Source organism: Aeromonas sp. Lyrl_2, assembly GCF_051948815.1.
Lineage (GTDB): Bacteria > Pseudomonadota > Gammaproteobacteria > Enterobacterales > Aeromonadaceae > Aeromonas > Aeromonas veronii.
On record NZ_JAYJLJ010000004.1, the window covers coordinates 224,410 to 242,448 of the forward strand.

Genomic DNA, 18,039 nt, shown 5'->3' on the forward strand with positions numbered 1-18,039 from the left:
TTTTACTTCCGCATTTTAGCTCAATACTGCTGATGAACGTGAGAACCACAGCAGAGGAGCACCATCATGAGCCACGCCAACCCCATCAAACCGAACCGGATCCAGCAGACCTTGCGCCGTTACTTCAAGCGGATCCTGCCGCGCCCGCTGGCGCTCATCGAGGATCCCATGCAGCAGCTCAACCGCCTGATGCAGTGGGATATGAACCAGATCGATGACAAGGAGTATCGCCGTCGTTTCTGAGTGCGGGCCATGCCAACCACTCGGGACGCGCATCCCCTGCGGGCGACACTGCTTTGCCGGATCTTGCTGTTTACATCGGCCACGGGCCTGATAGATTGGACGTCTATCCATCTATAACTGCCATAAGCAACATCCAACAAGGAGTGTGTGATGAAAGATGCGACCCTGGCCCTGCACCACGGCTTTTCCAGCGACCCCACCACCAAGGCCGTCGCCGTGCCCATCTACCAAACGGTGGCCTACGAGTTCGAGAGCGCCCAGCACGGGGCGGATCTGTTCAATCTGGCGGTACCGGGCAATATCTACACCCGCATCATGAACCCAACCAACGATGTGCTGGAGCAACGGATGGCCGCGCTGGAAGGGGGGATCGCCGCGCTGGTGGTCTCGGCAGGTTCCGCCGCCATCACCTACGCCATTCAGGCGCTGACCGCCGCCGGTGACAACATTGTCTCCACGCCCCAGCTCTATGGTGGCACCTACACCTTGTTCGCCCACATGCTGCCAAGCTTCGGGGTCGAGGTACGCTTCGCCAAAGATGACAGCGCCGAGGCTATCGCCGCCCTTATCGACGACAAGACCAAGGCGGTCTACTGCGAGAGCATCGGCAACCCGGCGGGCAACATCGTCGATCTGGCCGCCTTCGCCAAGGTGGCCCACGCCCGTGGCGTGCCGCTCATCGTCGACAACACGGTCGCCACCCCGGTCTTGTGCAAGCCCATCGAACACGGCGCCGACATCGTGGTCCACAGCCTAACCAAATATGTCGGCGGCCACGGCAACTCGCTGGGTGGCGTCATCGTCGACTCGGGCAAATTCCCCTGGGCGGATCACGCCGAGCGCTTCCCCCAGCTGACCAAACCAGAGCCCTCCTACCACGGGGTGGTCTATACCGAGGCCTTTGGTCCGGCTGCCTTTATCGGGCGGGTACGCACCGTGCCACTGCGCAATACCGGCGCGGCGCTGGCGCCGATGAACGCCTTCCTGCTGCTGCAGGGGTTGGAGACCCTCAGCCTGCGCATGGAGCGCCACGTCGATAACGCCCTGCGGGTTGCCAACCACCTCAAGCATCACCCCAAGGTGGCCTGGGTAAGCTACGCCGGTCTGCCGGGCCACCCGCACTATTTGCTGGCGGAGAAGTACATGGCCGGTCGCCCCTCGGCCATCCTCTCGTTCGGTCTGAAGGATGGCTACGAGGCGGGCGTGCGTTTCTACGATGCGCTGAAGATCTTCAAGCGACTGGTCAACATCGGCGACGCCAAGTCGCTGGCCTGCCACCCCGCCTCCACCACCCATCGCCAGCTGAGCGAGGAGGAGCAGGCCAAGGCTGGCGTGAAACCCGAGATGATCCGGCTGTCGGTCGGGATCGAGGCGATCGAAGACATTCTGGCGGATCTGGATCAGGCGCTGGAGGCCTGAGTCAGTCAACGAGGGAGCGGGCATGAAGCCCGCTCTTTTTGTACTGCCGGTGAACCGCCCTCCTCACCCGCTCGTATACCCCATCCTGCCACCGAATCGAGGTCGTTATGATAGTCCTGCACCACCTGAACAAATCCCGCTCCCAGCGCATCATCTGGCTGCTCGAAGAGCTGGGCCAGCCCTATGAGATCAAGGCGTATCAACGCGATGCCACCACCTTTCTGGCACCGCCCGAGCTCAAAGCCATCCATCCCCTCGGCAAGTCGCCGGTCATCGAGTTCGACGGCCGGGTGCTGGCGGAATCGGGCGCCATCACCGAGTACCTGATTGCCCGCTATGCCGCTGATCGGCTGGCACCGGCACCAGATAGCCCGGAGTATCCCGAATATCTGCAGTGGCTTCACTTTGCCGAGAGCTCGGGCATTCTGCCGCTGCTGCTCGACATGTTCGTGCGCAAGGATGGCAGCCCGATGCGCTTCCTGCCGGACTACGCCAGGGCGGAGTGTGCCAAGGTACTGGGCTACCTCAATGAGGTACTGGCGAAACGCCACTATCTGGTGGGGGATCGCCTCTCCGGCGCCGACATCATGAACTCCTTCCTGGTGGATCTGCTGGCGCAAAGCGGTCAGCTGGCCCACTTCCCGCATCTGCAAGCCTATTGGGAACGCCTCAATACCCATCCGGCCCGTCAGAAGGCGGTAGAGCTGGAGCGCGAGCTGGAGCAGCGCCCCTGACCCGAGTCGCCATCATGCAAAACGCCCCGACTGTCGGGGCGTTTTTGTTATTCAGCGAGCGCGGTTTACTTGGTCGCGGGCACCTTGTCCCGGCGCGACTTCCACCACCAGCGCAGCCTGATCTGGGAGATGAGCATTCCCGCCAGCATCAGGGCGCAACCGGCGATGGCGCGCTCGTCCAGCGTTTCACCCAGCAGCAATACGCCCCCCACGGCGGCAAAGACGGTCTCCAGACTGAGGATGATGGCGGCGTGGGCCGGATGAGCCCCCCGCTGCCCTACCACCTGCAGGGTATAACCCACCCCGACCGATACCAGCCCGGCATAGAGCAGAGCCTGCCAACCGGCCACAGCGCCGCTAACAGTCGGGGTTTCGATAACAAAAGCAGTGGCAAGGCTGAGCAGGCCGCAGACTACGAACTGCACCCCGGCGAGCTTGATGGGAGCAACCCGGTTGGAGTAGTGATCCACTAGCAGCAGATGCACAGCCCAGAAGAGAGCACCAACTACCTGCAACAGATCGCCAAAGCCGATGGTGAACTCGTCGGTGACGCTTAATACATAGAGACCGGCCAGCGCGATGATGGCGCCGATCCAGGTATTGAGGCCACTCTTGTGGCGCAGCAGCAGCCCCAGAACCGGCACCAGAATGATGTAGAGCCCGGTGATGAAACCGGCCTTGGCGGCGGTGGTGTAGAGCAGCCCAACCTGCTGCAGGGAGGCGGCACAGAACAGCACCAGCCCGGCCAGCACACCACCGATCAGCAGCTGGCGATGGTCGCCCGCGACGGCAACAGGTTGTCGGGATTTGAGCCACCAGAGCAGCGGCAGCAGGGAGAGGGCGCCGAGCAGAAAGCGTAGGCCATTGAAGGTATAGGGCCCCATGTGATCCATCCCGAGGCGCTGGGCGACAAAGCCCATACCCCAGATGGTGGCAGCCATCAGCAACATCAGATTGGAGCGCATGGCGATTCTTCCTTAAATCGGCGCGTGACGGGTTATCCGATCCAAGATACCCGCCTCCCTATCCTCTTGTCTCCACTCTTTGTCTTCGCTCTCGCTCTCAACGCGCTGCATCGCACTGCTTTTGAGCACAGCGAGTGTTACAACAGCGAGGGCTTGGTGAACACAGCCAACAGGGCAATCAGTAGCAGATTGCCCCGCAGGATCCACACCACCCGGAAGTGCTGCTGAATGGAGATCATCGGCGCCTTGCCCAGACGCAGGGCGCGACGCCAGCGATAGAAGAGGCGGCTGGGATAAACGAGGGAGCCAACAATCAGCAGAAACAGCCCCATCTTGAGACCGTGGGCAGGATGGGCAAAGATCTCTGCCACCGAGCTGGCATGCTCGAGGGCCAGCAGACACCCGGTGGCAAAGATGGAGAAGAGCGCCAGCGCAGCCACCCCATCTGCCAGCAGCAGGCGGCGCACTCGCAGCATGTTCAGGCCGCGCCGAAAGATCAGATACTCGACACAGAGGGCAAGGATTAACACCGCTATGCTGCCATAATGAATCATTGAGAGCAGAGTGTGGTTCAGCATCGGAAACATCTCATTTTCTGCCTTTAGACGAGCCGCACAGCATCATATATGCTGGTGTCACCCGAGACGAAAAGGATCTGTTCATGTCCCCCGCCAAGCCCAAGAACACTTGGTCTTTGATCACCCGCATGCGGCTGGGCCTCCTCTTGCTCTTTATCCCTGTGTTGCTGCTCGGCAGCATCTACTACCTGCATATGGAGCGCACCCTGCGCCACGAGCAGCAACAATATCTGATTGCTCGCAACACCCAGTATTTCCATACCCTGATCGAACCCTATCTGGCGACCCTCAAACGCCAGTTTACGCTCATTTATCAGCAGGTAAATTATCGGGATTTCAGCGGCCCGGAGATCCTTAACGGCGAGCGCTACCTGCAACAGTGGCAGGCCTATCACAAGGTGATGGAACTCGATTACGTCTACGTGGGCACCGAGCATCGCAAGATGCTGATCCACCCCTCCTGGCAGGCCGACGAGAAGTTCGATCCCAGAACCCGCCCCTGGTATCTGCTGGCATCCAGCCATCCCGGACAGATTGTCTGGACTGATCCTTATTACGACTACACCCTGGGCACCCTCACCATGGCGCTGGCCCGGGTAATTGAAGATCCTGACGGCAAGCGGGTTGGCGTACTCTCGCTGGATACCCAGCTCACCCCCCTCGCCAGCTGGCTAAACAGTCGGCATGCTCAGAGTCACCATCTGGGCAATGGCTATCAGCTCCTGCTCAACCATGACGGGCTGGTGCTGGCCCATCCGGATCGCGAACGGGTATTCAAACCCCTCGCTCACCCCGACTGGCTGGCCCGGATGCAACTGCCGCAGGGCTTTTTCCTCGATAATGCCAGCGGCCTGATGGTCTCCTACTACCGCATCCCCGAGCAGCGCTGGATCCTGCTCAGCGTCGAGCCGACTGCCAGCATGCAGCAGGTGATCGACAGCGTCTCCATAAACGTGCAGCTAATGATTGCCGTCGCCTGCATCCTCTATCTACTGCTGGCCCTGCTCTGGTCCCGCTACTTCCGCCGGATGCTGGGGGAGATCACCCTGCTGATCCGCGCCAGCCGCTCCGGCGGTATCGCCTACAACGGCCGCCGTATGCTGGAGCTGGCTAAGGTCTATGAAGAGATGGATGCCGCCAGCCAGGACTTTGCCCAGATCCGGCTGCAAGCCCATCAGGACAAACTCACCGGCCTCTACAATCGTCGCTTCTTCGACGAGTGCCTGCAAAAGCAGCTCAACAGTGGCGCTCCCTTCGGGGTGGTGATGTTCGATCTGGATGATTTCAAGCGGGTCAACGATACCCATGGCCATCAGGCAGGGGATGTGGTGCTCAAGCGGGTGAGCAAGCTGGGCATGAATCTGTTCCACGAGTGGGGCTGGTTCTGCCGCTACGGCGGCGAGGAGCTGGTGCTGATCTTCCGTTACGGCGAAGAGCAGCCGATGCTTCCCTCCCTGCTGGAAGCGTTCCGGCTCGGGGTGGAGCAGTTGGAGTGGCGCGAACCCGATCTCACCATCACCATCAGCGGCGGAGTGGCCTTCAGCCGCTCCGGGCTCTCGGCCAAAGAGCTGGTGGAGCTGGCCGACAAGGGAGTCTATCAAGCCAAGCGGGAGGGGAAAAACCGTATCTGTTTCCCGCTGCACCGCGCCCCTCACCAGAATGCCGAGGAGGAAGTGCCCGCCTTTGGCGAGCCCCGACAACAAACCAACGAGGAGTAGCCACAGCGGCCAGCATCAACCACAACGCTGTCCGCAAAAACAAAGAGAGAGGCACCAGCCTCTCTCTTTGTTTTTCATGCTTCTGTCACACGTTAAGCCTGTGTGGCGCGCGACTCAGCGCTGCCACTCCCACACCGGCCAGCCCAGCTCCTCGGCTTGCTGGCGCAGCGCGGGGGCAGGATTGACCGCATGGGGATGGCTCACCGCCCGCAGCATGGGCAGATCGTTGTGGGAGTCGCTGTAGCCAAAGCTACCCTGCCAGAGGTGGTCCCTGCCGGCAAACAGCTGGTTGATGCGGGCCACCTTGCCTTCGCGAAAACTGAGAGTGCCGCGGGTCTGGCCGGTCAGCATCCCCTCCTCCTCATCGAGCAGGATGGCGACGCAGTGATCCATCCCCAGCATCTTCGCCATGGGGGCGACCAGATGCTCGCCGGAGGCGGAGATGAGCACCAGATCGTCGCCCCGCTCCCGATGCCATTCGATACGTGCCAACCCCTCGGGGTAGAGGCGCTCGCGCAGCACCTGCTCGGCAAAGCGGGTAGAGAGCGAGTCGAGCCACTGGCGCGTCTTGCCCGCCAGCGGTTGTAGGGTGAAGGCCATGTACTGGTGCATATCCATCTTGCCTTGATGGTAGAGGGACATCATGGCCTGCTCCTCGGCGATCATGCTGGTGGGCGCCAGCTCCTCGGCCACCATGTACTCCAGCCAGAGGCTGGCGGAATCCCCGGCAATCAGGGTCTCGTCCAGATCAAACAGTGCCAGTGCCATGGGCGCTCCTCGCAGTGAAAATGGAAATGAAATGCGGCCTCATGCTACCTCACAGAGTTGATCCCGGGCCACCGCCAGGGTCACGGCACTGCCGGTGGCCAGCAGATCGCCAGCCGAGCGGTTGAGGCAGTCCACCGTCAACAGCCCTGCCTCGCACTCCACCTGATAACGGATCACGTTGCCAAGCAGCTGTTGCTGACGAATGATGCCGGGCAGGCTGGGTTCGCAGCTGGTCACCCCTGCGGGCAGCAGGGTAATGGACTCCGGCCGCAGCGCCAGCTTGCCCTGAAAACGGGGGCCGAACAGCGACTTGCCCTGCTCTGCGCCGAGCAGGTTGTAGTTGCCGATAAAACCCGCCACAAACTCGCTGGCGGGACGGGTATAGATCTCCTCCGGCGTGCCGCTCTGGACGATGGAGCCCTTGTTCATCAGGAAGATCCGATCCGACATGGTGAGCGCCTCCTCCTGATCGTGAGTGACGAAGATGGTGGTGAGCTCAAGGCGCTGCTGGATCTCGCGGATCTGCTGGCGCAGGCTGCGGCGGATACGGGCATCCAGCGCCGAGAGCGGCTCGTCCAGCAAGAGGATCCTTGGCCGTACCACCAGAGCCCGGGCCAGCGCCACCCGCTGGCGCTGGCCGCCGGAGAGCTCGGCCGGATAGCGGCGCTCGAAACCGGTCAGCTCCACCAGCGCCAGCGCCTCTTGCACGCTGGCCGCCAGCTCCCGCCCCGGCTGGGGCTTCATCTTGAGGCCGAAGGCAACGTTGTCCCATACCGTCATGTTGGGGAAGAGCGCATAGCTCTGGAACACCATGCCGATGCCCCGCTTCTGGGGCGCCTGCCAGGTGATATCTTCACCGGCCACCCGCACCTGACCGCCATCCACCGGGGTGAGCCCAGCCAGCGCCCTCAGCAGGGTGGACTTGCCGCAGCCGGAGGGGCCGAGCAGGGTCACCAGCTCCCCCTTGCGGATGCCGAATTCAATCCCCTCAAACACTCTGGTGTCGCCGTAGGATTTGTGCAGTTGATTCACTTCTAGATGGAACATGTTGATTCACCGATGAAATCTGTTGGCCGCCCAGGTGAGCAGCAGGGTCAGCAGGAAGTAGCTCATCACCAGCGCACTGGTGAAGTGGCCCGAGGTGGCGCGCATGTTGTAGAGGTAGACCTGCAGGGTCTCGTAACGGGTGCCAACCAGCATGTTGGCAAACACGAACTCGCCGAGCAGGAAGGATAGAGAGAGAAACAGCGCCGCCAGCAGCCCCTTGCGCAGGCAGGGGATCACCACCAGCAGAAAGGCGCGCCGACTACTGGCCCCCAGCAGATGGGCGGCATCCATCAGATCTTTCAGCGGCACCCCTTGCAGGCTGTTGGCCAGCGCCCGGTACATAAAGGGGAGCACCACGGTGAACCAGGTGCCGATCAGGATCCACGGCGTGCCGATAATGGGCAGGACACCATCGGCGTAGATCTGCAGCAGCCCCACTGACGAGACCACAGGTGGCACCGCGAAGGGGAGCAGGATCAACAGGTTCATCCAGGGATCCAGCTTGGGGAAGTAGTAGGCCACCACCAGCACGGTCGGTACCAGCACCAGCGTCCCCAGCAGCAGGGTAGCGAAACAGACCAGCAGACTGCGGCCAAACGCCGCCAGAAAACGCGGGTCGCCCCACAGCTTGAGATACCAGTCGAGGGTAAAGCCATCCGGCAGCAGGGTCGCCCCCCAGCGGGTGGAGATGGAGTAGAGAAAGGTGGCCAGCAGCGGTAACAGCAGGGTGGCGACCAGCCCACCCAGCACCCACTTGGGCCAGCGCGGCGTCAAATCATGCATGGGATTGCCCCTTGTTTACATAGCTCTTTTTCAGCAGCCACTGGTTGGCGGCTGTCACCACCCCCAGCAGCACCATCAGGATCACCGCCAGCGCCGCCGCCATATTGGGCTCGAGGAAGATGTCGCCGGAGACCAGACTGGCCACCCGGATGGTCACCAGATTGAAGTTGCCGGTGGTGAGGGCGTAGGCGGAGGCATAGGCCCCCACCGCGTTGGCAAACAGGATGATCAGGGTGCCGAGCAGCGCAGGCGTCAGTACCGGCAGCGCCACGTGCCACACATACTGCCCCTTGCTCGCGCCGAGCAGCGCGGCCGCTTGCGGCCACTCATCCTGCAGCGCATCGAAGGCCGGATAGAGCAGCAGCAGGGCGAGCGGGATCTGGAAGTAGGTGTAGATGAGAATAAGGCCCGACCCCGAGTAGAGGTTGAAGCCGTCGATCAATCCCCAGGATTTCAGCAGCAGGGTCACCGCGCCATTGATGCCGAGAATGATGATGAAGGCGAATGCCAGCGGCACACCGCTGAAGTTGCCGGTCATGGTGACAAAGGCCAGCAGCACCCGCTTGACCCGCTCGCCGCTGTGGCGCAGCGCGGCTGCCCCGAGGGTGCCGATGGCAAGCCCCGCCAGACTGGCGATACCGGCAATGCGCAACGAGTTGCCGAACGATTGCAGGTAGAAGGGGGAGCTCAAAATCTCCCGGTAGTAGTCGATGCCCCAGCCATCCGGGGTCTGAAAGCTGCCCACCAGCACCCACACCATGGGGGCGAGCTGGAACAGGATCATCAAGAGAATAAACGGCAGCAGCACCAGCGCGGGCAGCCAGTGGCGGCGCACCTTGCGCTTGGTGGCCACGGGTCGATCCGCGAGGATCTCGGTGGTGGCAGGCATCATCAGTGCACCTCGCGCATAAAGGCGGCCTTGAGCAGCGGTGGCGCTGCCGGCTTGTCGTGGGGAATGCCCAGCAGATCGGCCATCAGGGCGCAGAGCTGGGTCTGGGCGATCACTACCCCATCCGGCCAGCGCTCGATAAAGGCATCGCCAAACAGCCAGAGTGGCACGGTGCGCTCTTCAGGCAGGGTGCCGCCGTGGCTCAGGTCGTTGTTCATGCCGTGATCCGAGGTGATCACCGCCTGATATCCCTCCGCCAGCCACTGGGGCAGCAGATCGGCCAGCAGGCTGTCCATGCGGCGCGCCTGATTGCGGTACTGGCGGGAATCGAGGCCAAACTTGTGGCCCACATCGTCCACCCCCATCGGGTGGATCAGCAGAAAATCGGGATCGTACTGGCTGCGCAGCCACTCGCCATCCATCAGCAGATGGCTGTCGGGATAGTTGTCATCCCAGTAGAAGCAACCGTGCTGGATCGGCAGCAGTTCGTCGTGAGTGAAGCGATCGCGGGCCGCCAGCCAGGGGCTGCGGTTGTAGAGTTCGCTCACCCAATGGTAGGCCGCCGCTGCGGTACGTTTGCCCGCGGCGCGGGCCAGATGGAAGATGGAGTCATGCAGACTGAGGCGACTCACCCCGTTGTGGGTGATGCCGCTCACCACCGGCGGCACGCCGGTCAGGATGCACTCGTAGAGGGGTCGGGAGAGAGACGGTAGGGCAGCATTCAGGGTCGTATGCAGGCCCCGCCCCGCCTCCACCATGCCACCGAGGTAGCCCATGGTGTGGGCTACCTCGGCTGCCAGACCATCCACAAGTACCACTATCACCTTGTGTTGCACTGGATTCCCTTACTGCATGTTGATCATGACGGTTTCTTGCCACTGGCGCGGCAGGGCTTTGGAGCTCTGCTCCCAGGCGGCGTGATCCTGCACCGGCTTGGCATTGGCGTACTGCTCGGCCGGCAGCAGCTTGGCCTTCACGTCATCCGGCAGAGTCACGTTGCTGCGGATCGGGCGAGCGTAGCCGCGGGCCAGGTTGATTTGACCGGCATCGGAGAGGATGTATTCCCGCGCCAGTTTGGCGGCGTTGGGGTTCTTGGCCCACTTGTTGATGATGGTGGTGTAACCGGCGATGACGGAGCCGTCGCTCGGGATCACCACTTCAAACTTCTTGGGGTCGATCTGGTCGCGGTAGTTGAGGGCGTTGAAGTCCCACAGCACACCCACTTCCACCTCGCCCTTCTCGATGTTGGCGATGGTGGGATCGTTCAGGGAGAGACGACCCTGCTTGGCCAGCTGGCCGAACAGCTCCAGTGCAGGTTTCAGATTCTTCTCGCTGCCGCCGGTGGCATAGGCCGCCGCCAGCACGCCGTTGTTGGCCTGGGAGGCTACGCCCACATCACCCAGGGTCACCTTGTAGTCGCCACCCAGCAGGGATTGCCAGCTGGTGGGGGCGGCCTTGACCAGATCCTTGTTGATCAGGAAGGCGATGGTGCCGGTATAGGCCAGCATCCAGTGACCGTCGGCGTCCTTGGCCCAGTTGGGAATATCAGCCCAGGTGGAGGGTTTGTAGGGCTGGGTCACCCCCTGCTTGACCGCAACCGGACCGAAGGCGCCGCCCACATCGCCGATATCGGCGGTGGCATTGGCCTTCTCGGCGGCGAACTTGGCGATCTCCTGCGCCGAGCTCATGTCGGTATCCTGATGCTTGATGCCGTAGATGCTGCCCAGCTGCTGCCAGGTATCCTTCCAGTTGGCCCAGCTGTCGGGCATGCCGATGCTGTGGAGCTGGCCTTCGCCACGGGCGGCCTTTTCGAGATCCGCGATATTTTCGGCTGCATAGCTATTTGTGGCAAACAACGGTTGGCTGATGGCCACCATGGCCAGTGCACTTGCGATCACGCTTTTCATCATCCCATCCCTCTGGACTAGGTCAGTTAAGGTTCGAGAGGGATGCTAGAGGGGAATTGTGACGGTGGCGGGGCGCTTTAATGGCAGTTTGATGACAATCACCCTGTCATGGCGCTGTCATCCACAGCGGTTACAACTCTGAACCCGAGTGAGGCTGGACTATTCCAGTAAGGGATTGGCCAGCCACCCGCCTTCTGAATAAGCAACAGGGACAAGAGTGTGACCGAGCCGAGATTGAGCGAGCAGAGAGTGAACGAACAGAGCATGGCCGATGGCCGCTCCTCCTCCAAGTGCGAACAGATTTGCCAGACCCTGCGCCGCTATATCGGCAGCGGCCAATTGGGGGCCGGGCAGCAGCTGCCCGCCGAACGGGCCCTGAGCGAGCGTTTCGCCACCACCCGCATCACTATCAAGGAGGCGCTCTCCAGCCTCGAAGCAGACGGCCTTATCTACCGTGCCGAGCGGCGCGGCTGGTTTGTGGCGCCACCCCGCCTCACATACGATCCCGCCATCCACACCCACTTTCACCAGTGGATCGGTGAACAGCAGCGCACCGCCGAAACCCGGGTGCTGGCCCACGGTAGCGAGCTGGCCAGCAGTGAGCTGTGCCGCTGGATGGGATTGGAACCCTTCACGCCGCTCTACGAGATCCGCCGCCAGCGGCTGATCGACGGTCGCCCGGTGCTGCATGTCAGCCACCACCTGCTGGCGAGCCGCTTTCCCGATATCGCCAGCGCGCCGCTGGCCAACTCCCTCACCGAGCTCTATCAGCAGCGCTATGGCATAGGCCAGGGTGGAGCGAGTCTCGAGATCACCCCCTCGGCAGCGCGGGGCGCCATAGCTCGCGCCCTCAATCTGGCGGAGGGGAGCGCGGTGCTGCGGCTGGTGCGGGTCAACTATGACGAGCGGGGTGCTCTGGTGGATTGCGATATCGAGCACTGGCGGCCGGATGCCATTCGTATCTGTCTCGATACCCGGGCGCTGCAACCCATCATTGCCAAAGCGCAGCCCATGCAACTAGCAGAGTAACCACTCTCAGACTCACGAGCAGACACGGATCCCGCAGGATCCGCCGGGATCAGTTGTCGATATTGGGGATCATGTCGTCGAAGCTCTGATAGCCGCAGTCGGCCAGTTGCAGCGACATGGTGTAGGTCTTGGCATGCTCCTGCTGACCGATGGCGGGGCGGTTGAGCTTGATCTCCTGATGCCAGTACTCCTTCATCCGGTCGATCAGCGCCATCGCCTCCCCCTCGTTGAGGTGCAGCTGACAGAGCGCCATATAGTTGTTCGACTTGTGCATGTTCTCTACCAGATACTCCCCCAGCACCGACATTGCCTGCCGCGCCTGCTGGCGGGCGAAACGGCTGTGCTGCTCGAAGCTGATCCGCTCGCTGATGAGGAAGTGGTAACTGTTGTCGATACCAAGCTGCAAGATACCGAGCTTCTCCAGCTTGCGCAGATAGAGGTAGCAGGAGGCATCGGTCAGGCCGTACTCCCGCTTGAGATCGATCAGCGTCTTGTCGCGCCAGAAGATATTGGCGAGAAAGGCGTAGAGCCCCGGCTCGTTGTGAAACGCCTCGTCCTGATCCTGAGTGAAGACGGCGCGGCGGCTCTGGGCGTCCTGAGTACGATCCAGCAACTCCTCGAACGAGAGCCCGACCAGATGGCAGATCTCCAGCAGAGTATCGAACGGCAGCGAGGGCTTGTTCATCATCCGTTTCACGGTCGCGATGGAGACACCCATCGCCTCCGCCAGCGTCTGATAGCGGATCCCCTTGTCGGTCAGGGTCTTCTTCAGGGTGTCGAGAATATTGTTGGCCAGGGTCTGGCTGTAGGTCATGCCACTCTTCCTTGTTATCGCACTTTCATTGCATGGTTATGCCGAGTCAGCTTCTGACCTGTTTTTACCTTCAAGGCTCAGATATTGACACCGAAAAAACAGCCTAGAGAAAAAATCGCCTACAACGCCCATCAGGACAGACCAGTTGAACGATGAGGGCGCAAAATCTGACACCAGACAGTGCATATCTTTCAACCCGCAAACATTTTGCTAGTGCTGCATAGAACATCGCGCATAATCGAAACGTATCGAATTCAAGACCCTTCCTGGTTGAGAAATCGATTGTTTGCTTCCAAATTTTTATCTTTTAAACCGTAAGGTTTTTTCTCTTTCCTGGCATTGGGCGGCGCTGATAGCACCGCCCTTTTCTTTTCCCTGAATTCGCAGGTCAGGTCAAGGGCCCCGGCAAGGGGAAGTGTCACAGGCCACCCGCCGCCCACTGATGCGCCAGCCACCACGACCTCTCTGACAAGATATCCTAAACGATCATCAATACCGTCTCATTGCCATTAAATATATTTAAATGGCTTGCTTGGACAGCTTCGCCAAATATCGAAACGAATATATTCAAGTTATTTAAAACGCCAAAAACCTATCTTTTAAATAGCTTGTGTATATAAGCAAACAAAATTAATCATACCGTGCATCCCATATCTGCTTATCACACCCCATGCCCACCCCAACAACTGCTACCGGGTAAAGAGAAAAGCCACCCAGAAGCGCCCATTCGCGTATCTGGTGGGCAACACGGCCAACGCAAAAACAGCCTCAAAAGACCACCAAAACCCTCAATGGGAACAATCCCAAACCTCAAAAAGAGCAAAAAACAGGCAAAAAGATAGATTTTTTTCTCACGGTTTCACCTTGTAAATCGTTCAAAAAACATCGAAAAGAACCTGATGCCAATCAGTGATATCTGAGATGCCAATTTTTAGACAGCTAATCATGAACACGCTCGAATGAAAATTTAATGCCGATACAAATCAATCACATAGAATCAAAATCGAGCTCGCAGCCTGTCATTTGCCTCACCAGTTAATTATTTAAACCTCAATAAAGCTAAAACTCTAATAACACCATTTATTAAACAAAATGCCCCTGCTTGCAGCCAGTCATATTTAGAAGAATGGGGAAATCACTCTCTTGTTATTCAGAAATGTGCTGACTATACTGCGGCCCCTCTGTGAAAGCAGAGCGATGACGGAAATATAAAAAGCTTCATGGATTGAGCAATATAAATCACACGCAGTTCACGCAACACAAGGTTATTTATCCATGAACAAGTTTAATAAAATTGCCGCATTCTCCCTGCTTGCTCTGGCCATGAATGGCGGCGCCCATGCCGAAGGCTGGTATGCAGGTCTGGATCTGACCACCTCCAAGATGGATCTCGATGGTGCTGCCAAAGACGTCTATGACGCCAAAGTGATCGACGACCAGCTCGACGGCGGCAGCCTGATCGTAGGTTACAGCTTCAAACCCTGGCTGGCGGTTGAAGGTGGCCTGCACGCCCAACAGATGGATCAGCTGACCTGGGTGACCTCCCCGATTGCAACCGGCTTTGCCGACACCACCATCGAAACCCGCAGCATCAGCCTGGCCGCCAAGCTGAGCCAGCCGCTGGCCTGGGGCTTCAGCGCCTATGCCAAACCGGGCATCGCCTACACCCGCACCGAATTGGAAGTTGTCGGCAACGCCACCTTCCTCGGTTTCAGCGATCAGGTCAGCAAGAGCGCAACCAAGAGCAAGGTACACCCCAATCTGGAAGTAGGTCTGGACTACGCCTTCAACGACCACTTCTCTGCCGGTATCGGTTACGAGCGCCAGTTCGACGCCCTGAGCCTGGGTGACGAGCACTACTCTCTGGATACCTTCAAGCTGGGTCTGCGCTACCACTTCTAAGTCGCGCCGCGTCAGTAACAATGCAAAAGGGCCGCAGGTTTCAAACCTGCGGCCTTTTTTACTGCTCTTCTTTGCGAGCCCTGCGCGTTAGCAGATCTGGTCTTTACCCAGCTGCTTGGCCTGATAGAGCGCCCGATCGGCGCGCACCATCAGGCTCTCCTTCTGCTCATCCTGCTGATACTCCGCCAACCCGAAGCTCATGGTAGCGGGCGCATGGGGGCAGATGGGCTCGCTCGCCATCAATGCCTGAAACTTGCTCGCCACCACCAGCGCATCCTCGCGGCCGGTGTTGGGCAGCAACACCATAAACTCGTCACCGCCCCAGCGGGCCAGCAGATCGATCTCGCGGATATGGCGGCGCACCAGCGCCACTATGTTGATCAGAGTCTGATCCCCGGCGTTGTGGCCATAGCTGTCGTTGATCTGCTTGAAGTTGTCCACATCCATGGCGATCACCGTAAACGGCTGATGGAAACGGCGCGCCCGCTCGCACTCCAGCTGCAACGCTCGCTCCAGCCGATAACGGCTGGCGGCGCCAGTCAGGGCATCGGTCTCAGCCAGCAGACGGTTCTCCTCGGCTTTCTGTTGCAGCGCCTCGTTGAGTCGCACCAGCTCGGCGGTACGCTCGGCAACCTGCTGCTCCAGCGAGTGATTGCGCCGCTCCAGCTGCTCCAGCAACAGCTTGCTGGCGTGGATATCGCGATGGGCGCCGATCATCCGCGCCACAGACCCGTCGGGATTGCGCTCAATGATGCGGCCGCAATCCTCAATCCAGAGGTAACTGCCATCGCGGCAGCGGCAACGGTACTCGGCACGATACTCATGGGCGCTGCCGCTCAGACAGAGATCGAACTTCGCCATCACAGCCGCCAGATCGTCGGGGTGGATCACGTTCTCCCAGGTGAAGACGGTATTGCCGAGGGAGTGAGGCTCGTAACCCAGCATCCGGTACCAGCCCGGGTTGCGATAGACAAAACCGGTATTGGCATGCCAATCCCAGATGCCATCGCTGGTCACCTCCAGAATGCCATGCACCACGGCCTCGCTGACATCCGAGATCCTGATCGTGTCACTGTCCTGCACCATAGCAGTTATCCTTGTTCTTCCGCCCCGCGCCACCACGGGGAATCGCGCTGTTGTCGTGAGGCGCTACCTTGGCATATTGCAACAGCTCTGTCAGCCAGAACCCCACCGCACCACCGTTTCCCCGGTTATCGGCCACTCACGGCGCAGGCTGAATCAGGGTGGCCATAAGTGTGGCTCAAGCGCGCCCCATTTACCGGATTTAACTCACGATTCAGTCATTTGGGGGATGGGAATAAATGAGGGGATACCCAGAGGCCGCCACAGAGGTCACTCGGCCAGAGTCAGTCGATAAAAATCCGTCTCCCGATGTTTCGGATTGGGGCGCAGAAATACCCAGCCAAAGCGCCGGTAATGATTCAAGGCCCGCACATTGGTGCGACTCACGGAGAGGATCGCCCATTTGCAGCCAGCCCCCAGCAACTGCTGGCGGATATAGGCCTGCAACACGGCAGCCAAACCGGTGCCACGATATTGGGGGAACAGATAAATCAGCTGCACATAGCCAGTCTCGGATTCATCGGAAAAGCTGCGAAACTCCAGCTGGCCCACCCGTTGTTCACCTGCCCAGACATGGAGGTAGTGCCATTGCGCTTGCCCCAGCCTTTAGCGGATCCGCTCCCGATAGCCGTCGATAAAGTCGGCAAAACCATTATGGGTATGAAAGCTGCAAAAATAGGCATCCCTGCGTGCCTGCACACAGAGCTCGTAATCGCGATCCAGATCGATAGTGTTAAATTCAAGTCTCAAGCAATGACATCCTGTCGTATGTAAGTAGGGTGTAATAAGCGCAGCGCATTACACCTTTTGGCAGATAAATAGCTACACAATCGGTAGGTTGGAGCTGAGCCTGCGAAGCCCAACATAAGAGATATAATCAAACCTCAAATTTTAATATAAATATACAATAGTAATGAATGGCCTTTATCATATGATTTATATTGTGCACTTCCCTAAATAACATCAGTATTTTTCGCATAAACTCCAAGAAATATATTTCATCAAAATCCTTTCTTTCTAAACCCTCTTTTTTAGGATAAATTTTTATAAGCTGTGTAGACTCTGTATACTCATACTTGTAATGCGCAATGCCATTTCTTAATCGACTGTCGACCGCTTCAACATTAACCCTATAAAATGAATCATCTAAAGCTGCTAATTTGTTACCAAAATCAACGTCAGCAAACCTATCCAAAGATGAATAACCCCGAATAACTTCTTTCTTCTTGTTTAGCCTAACTTCATCACTAAACATGTTGTGATCGCCACGTTTTATTAAATTATTTATTCCAGCAACCAATGTAAGCTGACGCGAAAACACCTCTGCCAGATCCTTGTATAAATTATTACAAGTATCAAAATCTGCACTCGAAACTCTTGCTGGCGTCAATCCAATATCATAACTGTCTATATAATCATAATATAGCGCAGGTCGTAACGGCAAATCTAAAGAAATCATCTTTGGATATAGTTTCAAACAATCATGATGCAGATTCTTCAAGAATGACTTATTAATTAACTCACTAATAAAATCACGTGTTTTATCGTATTCCGTCTCATTAAGATACTTAAGTAAGCTGGGGAATTCCGTGCTTAATTCTTTATTATGTTCATGTATCGTGAATGGTGACGACATAATCGATGTAGCTGAATACAGTGCTGCAAGTACGTCTTCTTTTTTATGTGTTTTTAATTTTACGTTTGGTATATCTATCGCGTTGCAAGCACGTTCAAAACCTTGTATATCATCTCTGATATACTGAGTTATCAATCTTCTAAGATCATTTTCTTTTTTATATAGTGTATTAAGTATATTTAGACGCAGACTTAAATCCCCCAAAGCCTCATGCCCAATCCTTTCCAAAACTTTAAAGAAAGTGGTCTCACCTAATTTGTAGGTACCAAAATCGACGGGGAAATCAAGATGTAAATCTACAAATGGATATTCACCTTTAAAAGGCCCATCGAAATCAATAATCTCTTCAGCTCCCTCTAGACTTCCTGCACTCGAACCAAGAACAAATGTAATTCTTTCCTCACAATTAGGACAAGCAAACTGGAATGGCTGAACATCTCTATTTGACATGCCAATTCTACAGTCAATAATTTCACCGCAAATATTACATTTAAACCTCTTGCCGATGTTCATTATAAATCCCC

Annotated in this window: 17 protein-coding genes and 1 pseudogene; 6 read left to right on the forward strand and 12 right to left on the reverse strand. The window is 58.0% G+C overall.

Annotation, left to right across the window (positions count from 1 at the left end; translation table 11 throughout):
- The first annotated feature begins 66 nt into the window (after positions 1 to 66).
- The 3 genes from VF684_RS05360 to VF684_RS05370 all read left to right on the forward strand — a co-directional run bounded on the left by VF684_RS05360 (position 67) and on the right by VF684_RS05370 (position 2,396).
- Positions 67 to 243 (forward strand): hypothetical protein, encoded by a 177-nt coding sequence (locus tag VF684_RS05360; protein ID WP_139440331.1) that lies wholly within the window; start codon positions 67 to 69, stop codon positions 241 to 243.
- A 150-nt stretch (positions 244 to 393) separates the two neighbouring features.
- Positions 394 to 1,662 (forward strand): O-acetylhomoserine aminocarboxypropyltransferase/cysteine synthase family protein, encoded by a 1,269-nt coding sequence (locus VF684_RS05365; RefSeq protein WP_139730605.1) that lies wholly within the window; start codon positions 394 to 396, stop codon positions 1,660 to 1,662.
- Between the two features lie 107 nt (positions 1,663 to 1,769).
- Positions 1,770 to 2,396: a glutathione S-transferase family protein gene (locus VF684_RS05370; RefSeq protein ID WP_162516061.1), complete on the forward strand. Its 627-nt coding sequence runs from the start codon at positions 1,770 to 1,772 to the stop codon at positions 2,394 to 2,396.
- Positions 2,397 to 2,461: 65 nt separating this feature from the next.
- On the opposite strand, the gene VF684_RS05375 is transcribed toward VF684_RS05370, so the two are convergent.
- Both VF684_RS05375 and VF684_RS05380 read right to left on the reverse strand, forming a co-directional pair.
- On the reverse strand, positions 2,462 to 3,361 hold the full coding sequence (locus tag VF684_RS05375) for a DMT family transporter (RefSeq protein WP_005336466.1): 900 nt from the start codon (positions 3,359 to 3,361) through the stop codon (positions 2,462 to 2,464).
- 137 nt (positions 3,362 to 3,498) lie between these two features.
- On the reverse strand, positions 3,499 to 3,939 hold the full coding sequence (locus VF684_RS05380; RefSeq protein WP_005355246.1) for a DUF2214 family protein: 441 nt from the start codon (positions 3,937 to 3,939) through the stop codon (positions 3,499 to 3,501).
- Between the two features lie 83 nt (positions 3,940 to 4,022).
- Here VF684_RS05380 and VF684_RS05385 point away from each other — a divergent pair, with 83 nt between their 5' ends.
- A complete protein-coding gene (locus VF684_RS05385; protein WP_139440334.1) occupies positions 4,023 to 5,657 on the forward strand; it encodes a sensor domain-containing diguanylate cyclase in 1,635 nt (544 codons plus the stop codon).
- Between the two features lie 114 nt (positions 5,658 to 5,771).
- On the opposite strand, the gene VF684_RS05390 is transcribed toward VF684_RS05385, so the two are convergent.
- Genes VF684_RS05390 through VF684_RS05415 form a run of 6 tightly spaced genes read right to left on the reverse strand, consistent with a single transcriptional unit; the run spans position 5,772 to position 11,051 of the window.
- The gene (locus VF684_RS05390) at positions 5,772 to 6,425 is read right to left on the reverse strand and encodes an HAD family hydrolase (protein ID WP_139440335.1); all 654 of its coding nucleotides are present in this window, start codon (positions 6,423 to 6,425) and stop codon (positions 5,772 to 5,774) included.
- 39 nt (positions 6,426 to 6,464) lie between these two features.
- Complete coding sequence (locus tag VF684_RS05395; RefSeq protein ID WP_407956555.1) at positions 6,465 to 7,472, reverse strand: ABC transporter ATP-binding protein; 1,008 nt, start codon at positions 7,470 to 7,472, stop codon at positions 6,465 to 6,467.
- A 6-nt stretch (positions 7,473 to 7,478) separates the two neighbouring features.
- Positions 7,479 to 8,255, reverse strand: coding sequence for an ABC transporter permease (locus VF684_RS05400; RefSeq protein ID WP_042648076.1), 777 nt, complete (start codon positions 8,253 to 8,255; stop codon positions 7,479 to 7,481).
- Complete coding sequence (locus VF684_RS05405; protein ID WP_270794177.1) at positions 8,248 to 9,147, reverse strand: ABC transporter permease; 900 nt, start codon at positions 9,145 to 9,147, stop codon at positions 8,248 to 8,250. Before VF684_RS05405 ends, VF684_RS05400 begins: the two co-directional genes overlap by 8 nt.
- Entirely contained in the window at positions 9,147 to 9,980 is an 834-nt protein-coding gene (locus tag VF684_RS05410; RefSeq protein WP_407956556.1) for an alkaline phosphatase family protein, read from the reverse strand. The genes VF684_RS05405 and VF684_RS05410 overlap by 1 nt, the downstream gene beginning before the upstream one ends.
- 9 nt (positions 9,981 to 9,989) lie before the next feature.
- Positions 9,990 to 11,051: an ABC transporter substrate-binding protein gene (locus VF684_RS05415; protein WP_031227932.1), complete on the reverse strand. Its 1,062-nt coding sequence runs from the start codon at positions 11,049 to 11,051 to the stop codon at positions 9,990 to 9,992.
- Positions 11,052 to 11,315: 264 nt separating this feature from the next.
- On the opposite strand from VF684_RS05415, the gene VF684_RS05420 reads away from it, so the two are divergent.
- A complete protein-coding gene (locus VF684_RS05420; RefSeq protein ID WP_440173905.1) occupies positions 11,316 to 12,080 on the forward strand; it encodes a UTRA domain-containing protein in 765 nt (254 codons plus the stop codon).
- A gap of 49 nt (positions 12,081 to 12,129) precedes the next feature.
- On the opposite strand, the gene VF684_RS05425 is transcribed toward VF684_RS05420, so the two are convergent.
- Positions 12,130 to 12,894, reverse strand: coding sequence for a helix-turn-helix domain-containing protein (locus VF684_RS05425; protein ID WP_201983761.1), 765 nt, complete (start codon positions 12,892 to 12,894; stop codon positions 12,130 to 12,132).
- Positions 12,895 to 14,169: 1,275 nt separating this feature from the next.
- Here VF684_RS05425 and VF684_RS05430 point away from each other — a divergent pair.
- Positions 14,170 to 14,796, forward strand: coding sequence for a porin family protein (locus VF684_RS05430; protein WP_279459960.1), 627 nt, complete (start codon positions 14,170 to 14,172; stop codon positions 14,794 to 14,796).
- 87 nt (positions 14,797 to 14,883) lie between these two features.
- Here VF684_RS05430 and VF684_RS05435 read toward each other — a convergent pair whose 3' ends face one another.
- From VF684_RS05435 to VF684_RS05445, 3 genes and pseudogenes are all read right to left on the reverse strand, one after another.
- Positions 14,884 to 15,882: a sensor domain-containing diguanylate cyclase gene (locus VF684_RS05435; protein ID WP_042053424.1), complete on the reverse strand. Its 999-nt coding sequence runs from the start codon at positions 15,880 to 15,882 to the stop codon at positions 14,884 to 14,886.
- Positions 15,883 to 16,149: 267 nt separating this feature from the next.
- A pseudogene (locus tag VF684_RS05440) lies at positions 16,150 to 16,629 on the reverse strand (GNAT family N-acetyltransferase).
- Between the two features lie 127 nt (positions 16,630 to 16,756).
- The gene (locus VF684_RS05445; protein WP_031227930.1) at positions 16,757 to 18,028 is read right to left on the reverse strand and encodes a hypothetical protein; all 1,272 of its coding nucleotides are present in this window, start codon (positions 18,026 to 18,028) and stop codon (positions 16,757 to 16,759) included.
- Positions 18,029 to 18,039 lie beyond the last annotated feature (11 nt).